This window comes from Planktothrix sp. FACHB-1355 (assembly GCF_014748295.1).
Taxonomy (GTDB): domain Bacteria; phylum Cyanobacteriota; class Cyanobacteriia; order Cyanobacteriales; family Aerosakkonemataceae; genus Aerosakkonema; species Aerosakkonema funiforme_A.
In genome coordinates, this window is sequence record NZ_JACJUP010000710.1 from 1 (window position 1) to 3693 (window position 3693).

The following is a 3693-nucleotide window of genomic DNA, read 5'->3' on the forward strand; positions in this document are numbered from 1 at the left end:
GGAATGAAGGAATTAGAACTAATCCGCAACTCGGCACAACAATCGGCGCGATCGTATTGGAGTTCTGCCATATCATTAATATTGGTATTGTTCGTGATGATAATATCCTGTATAACGAGTACGGGATTCGGCAATCCATTAGGAATGGTTTTTGCGCTCATAAGTTTGTCGATCGTCTACGCGATAAGCTTGCTGCAAACGATCCGCCTTTTCTGTAGAGGAATCGCACGCTTGGAGGAAAGAATTGCCGATTTAGAAAGACGCATTCTTTAAAACCGACAAAAACAGATTTAAAATTTTACCTTTTTATCCCGATCGAGTACGATAAAGATGGCAAAATCAGGTAAAAGTTAACACACTAAACTATGCCTAACGCGCACATCATTGGTTTGGGGAGATCGGGAATTGCAGCTGCAAGACTGTTGAAACGGGAAGGTTGGGATGTGACGCTAAGCGATTCTGCCAGCGCGGAAAGCTTGGCTTCGCGCCACACCTCCGAAATATTCCAACAACAGCAACAACAACTTACCGACAATGGAATTACCGTCAAACTTGGTTATTCTTTTACGCCGGAAGGCGAAGATTTACCCCAGCTAATTGTTGTCAGTCCCGGCGTACCTTGGGATATTCCCGCCTTACTTCGCGCCAGAGAATTAGGCATAGAAACAATTGGCGAAATTGAACTAGCGTGGCGTCGTTTGCAAACTTGTCCTTGGGTTGGTATTACTGGTACAAACGGTAAAACGACAACTACAGCTTTAATTGCTGCAATCTTTCAAGCGGCTGGATTTAATGCTCCCGCTTGCGGTAATATCGGCTATGCTGCTTGCGAATTAGCGCTATCGGAGACGCCGCCAGATTGGGTAATTGCCGAAATTAGCAGCTATCAAATTGAATCATCGCGCTTGCTTGCGCCGCGTATTGGCGTTTGGACTACTTTCACGCCGGATCACCTCAGTCGTCACAAAACCTTAGAAAATTACTTCAATATTAAGGCGAAGTTACTAAATCAATCGCAGTTCCAAGTATTCAACGGTGACGATCCGTATCTGAGAGAAAATGCACCCGATCGCTTTGCCAATGCTTACTGGACAAGTGTGAAAGGTAAAGCGGAATTAATTGCCGATCGCGGTTTTTATATTGAAGATGGTTGGGTGGTCGATCGCGGCGATCGCATAGTGGAAACCTCATCATTAAAAATGGTAGGAGAACACAATCTGCAAAACCTATTAATGGCAGTTGCGGCTGCGAGATTAGCAGGAATTGAAAAAAATGCGATCGCGCAAGCAATCGCCAACTTTCCCGGCGTTCCCCATCGCCTCGAACACATCTGCACTTGGCAAGGAATTGATTTTATTAACGACAGCAAAGCCACCAACTATGACGCTGCTGAAGTTGGATTAAACTCAGTAAATGCTCCCGCTATCCTCATCGCTGGTGGCGAAGCCAAAGCAGGTGACGATACAGGTTGGATGAACAAAATTCAAGCAAAAGCCGCCGCAGTTTTACTCATCGGTGATGCAGCACCTGCCTTCGCCAAACGACTCGAAGAAATTGGTTATTCCCATTATCAAATCGTGGAAACTATGGCACGCGCCGTACCCAGAGCCGCTGAATTAGCCAAACAACATCAAGCCAAAGTTGTCCTGCTTTCACCCGCCTGCGCCAGCTTCGATCAGTACCAGAACTTCGAGCAACGAGGCGACGATTTTCGCCACCTATGTCTGGAATTTCAGGAACGAAATTCTGCTGATTGATTTGCCAAACTAACAAAAGGTAAAAGAGAAAAAACCATTAGTTTTAAAACAAATTTAATATAAGGGGTTTCTTTTACCTTTTTTAATTTTTACTTGTTAAACTGCTTCACTTGCAAATTCTTTTATTTGCAGCTGCGTACAGGGAATTTTATCTGATAAAATTGCACTGGTGAGCTTGCCTGTATGGATTTCTAACTGAGCATCTGGAGGCGCTTCAAATAAGAGGCGTTGCCCTGGAAAAACAACCCGCTCAAAATACCAATTAGGAATATTTGAGATCCGCGCAATTTGGTTCTGACTGCTACTATTTATATAGCAGCAGAAAATGCGATCGGAGCTATCGGAAGGAAGAGAATCGAGGATTTGAGCCATAACTAACAGATTGCTTTTTTGATGATGACGGTTTTTAATGAATGTTAATGTGCGTAGTTTTACTATATACTAGACGCAGCTAAGTCACCACGCCAAAAGTCATGAAAAAGTGACACTATAAGTTATACCAATCTCTCCTGCACCCGCATATTATGCCCGGAGCGCGATCGCAAAACTGAAGCCCAGCTTCATTTTTACCCCGCTCTCCGCCTCTGTTTCCCTTTCCACCCAAACAAGTTCTACATTGCAGGAAATTATATTAACCTGTCTAGCGTTCGGGTGCTTTAAGCTGGTGCGATTTTCCGTAATAACACCGATCCCAAAACCTACCAACGATACTTTAGGAGTAGGGGTAAAATCGACAAGAAAAGGCCCAAGTTAACCAGTGCCTCCCGGATGGGTATCTGCGCGATCGCCATACTGAGAAAAACTCCTCCGATGAATTGATCTCAAAAAATATATCGATCGCCTTTAGAAAACAAAACTTAAAAGGCAAAAGTAAAAAAAGAAATTACACCTTTTCTTTTGCCTTCTTACTCTTAGTTTTCTACTTTTTTTATTCCCTGCGTTCCTGATAATCTTCAGAAGAAGAAGGATCTAACTCCCAGCGTCGATCGTCGCGCTCATCTAAAATTTCTGTAGTCCGCAGAAAAGCCCTGTCGTCCATCTCCAGCCCTACAGCAGCTCCCAACTCATCAACAATATCTCGATCGGGAGTAGCAACCGTTCCACCAACCGCCTCCTCACCAACCATACTCGCTTGTTCCCAAGCCGCATCCACATCACCCCCACTCAGTTGCGGGCTAGTCGATGTATACAGCTTCTCTTCATCGCGCAATCTTCGCGTACCGATGTTGTATCCCGGTTCTGTCTTCACACCCGTTCCGTAGGATTCCGTAATTTCCTGCGGCAGATCTAAAACCATCGGTTCGTCGTTTATATCCAGTACTTTTTTATCTGCTTTGTCAGCCATAAGAATCACTCCATCTGCTTTTCCAGCATAATTTCTGGCAACAAAATCGATGTCTTGCTTTAGAGCGAAACCGATCTATCTCTTTTGAATGAACAAGGAAGCCGCAAAAAATCTCAAATCTCAAATCTCAAATCGAATGCCGCTCCTGATAATCTTCCGAAGAAGTTGGATCTAATTCCCAACGGCGATCGTCACGCTCCTCTATAATTTCTACTGTATGCAGAAAAGCCATATCATCTATCTCTAATCCCACAGCTGCCCCCAATTGATCGACAATATTCTGATCGGGAGTAGCAGCAGTTCCACCAACAGCTTCCTCACCTGTTGAGTCGGCTTGTTCCCAAGCAGCATCCACATCACCCCCAGATAATTTTGGACTGGTGGAAGTATACAGCCTCAACACCTGCATGAAAATGTAAGCGCCAAAACATCCTGGCACCTTGGGAATATCTGTATCCACGGTTATATTCTCCTGCGGCTGAGCCTGCAAAGAAGGCCGAGCGGCTGTATTTGTGGCAGCTTTTTTATCTGCTGAGTTAGTTATATAGGAATTACGCAAAGTGTCTAAATGTAGGGTCAATTCATGAATTG

At 44.4% G+C, this 3693-nt stretch carries 4 protein-coding genes and 1 pseudogene; 2 read left to right on the plus strand and 3 right to left on the minus strand.

Translation table 11 applies throughout. The features are described 5' to 3' along the window. Together H6S82_RS23495 and murD are read left to right on the plus strand one after the other, a co-directional pair. The coding region (locus tag H6S82_RS23495; protein WP_191056793.1) for a hypothetical protein at nucleotides 1–273 on the plus strand (273 nt) is incomplete at its 5' end. 92 nt (nucleotides 274–365) lie between these two features. After that, a complete protein-coding gene (gene murD / locus H6S82_RS23500) occupies nucleotides 366–1757 on the plus strand; it encodes a UDP-N-acetylmuramoyl-L-alanine--D-glutamate ligase (RefSeq protein WP_190465319.1) in 1392 nt (463 codons plus the stop codon). A 123-nt stretch (nucleotides 1758–1880) separates the two neighbouring features. Here the strand turns inward: murD and H6S82_RS23505 are convergent. The 3 genes and pseudogenes from H6S82_RS23505 to H6S82_RS23515 form a co-directional block, all read right to left on the minus strand. Then, nucleotides 1881–2129, minus strand: a pseudogene (locus H6S82_RS23505) (DUF1830 domain-containing protein); the annotation flags it as partial. Nucleotides 2130–2685: 556 nt separating this feature from the next. Further along, nucleotides 2686–3102, minus strand: coding sequence for a DUF6335 family protein (locus H6S82_RS23510; protein WP_190465317.1), 417 nt, complete (start codon nucleotides 3100–3102; stop codon nucleotides 2686–2688). Nucleotides 3103–3229: 127 nt separating this feature from the next. Beyond that, nucleotides 3230–3693 (minus strand): DUF6335 family protein (locus H6S82_RS23515; protein ID WP_347339537.1); only part of this gene is annotated, 464 nt, incomplete at its 5' end.

Excerpts from the sequence above, each read along its gene's own strand:
- murD (WP_190465319.1), top strand. The coding sequence starts at position 366 with ATGCCTAACGCGCACATCATTGGTTTGGGGAGATCGGGAATTGCAGCT.
- H6S82_RS23510 (WP_190465317.1), bottom strand. The coding sequence starts at position 3,102 with ATGGCTGACAAAGCAGATAAAAAAGTACTGGATATAAACGACGAACCG.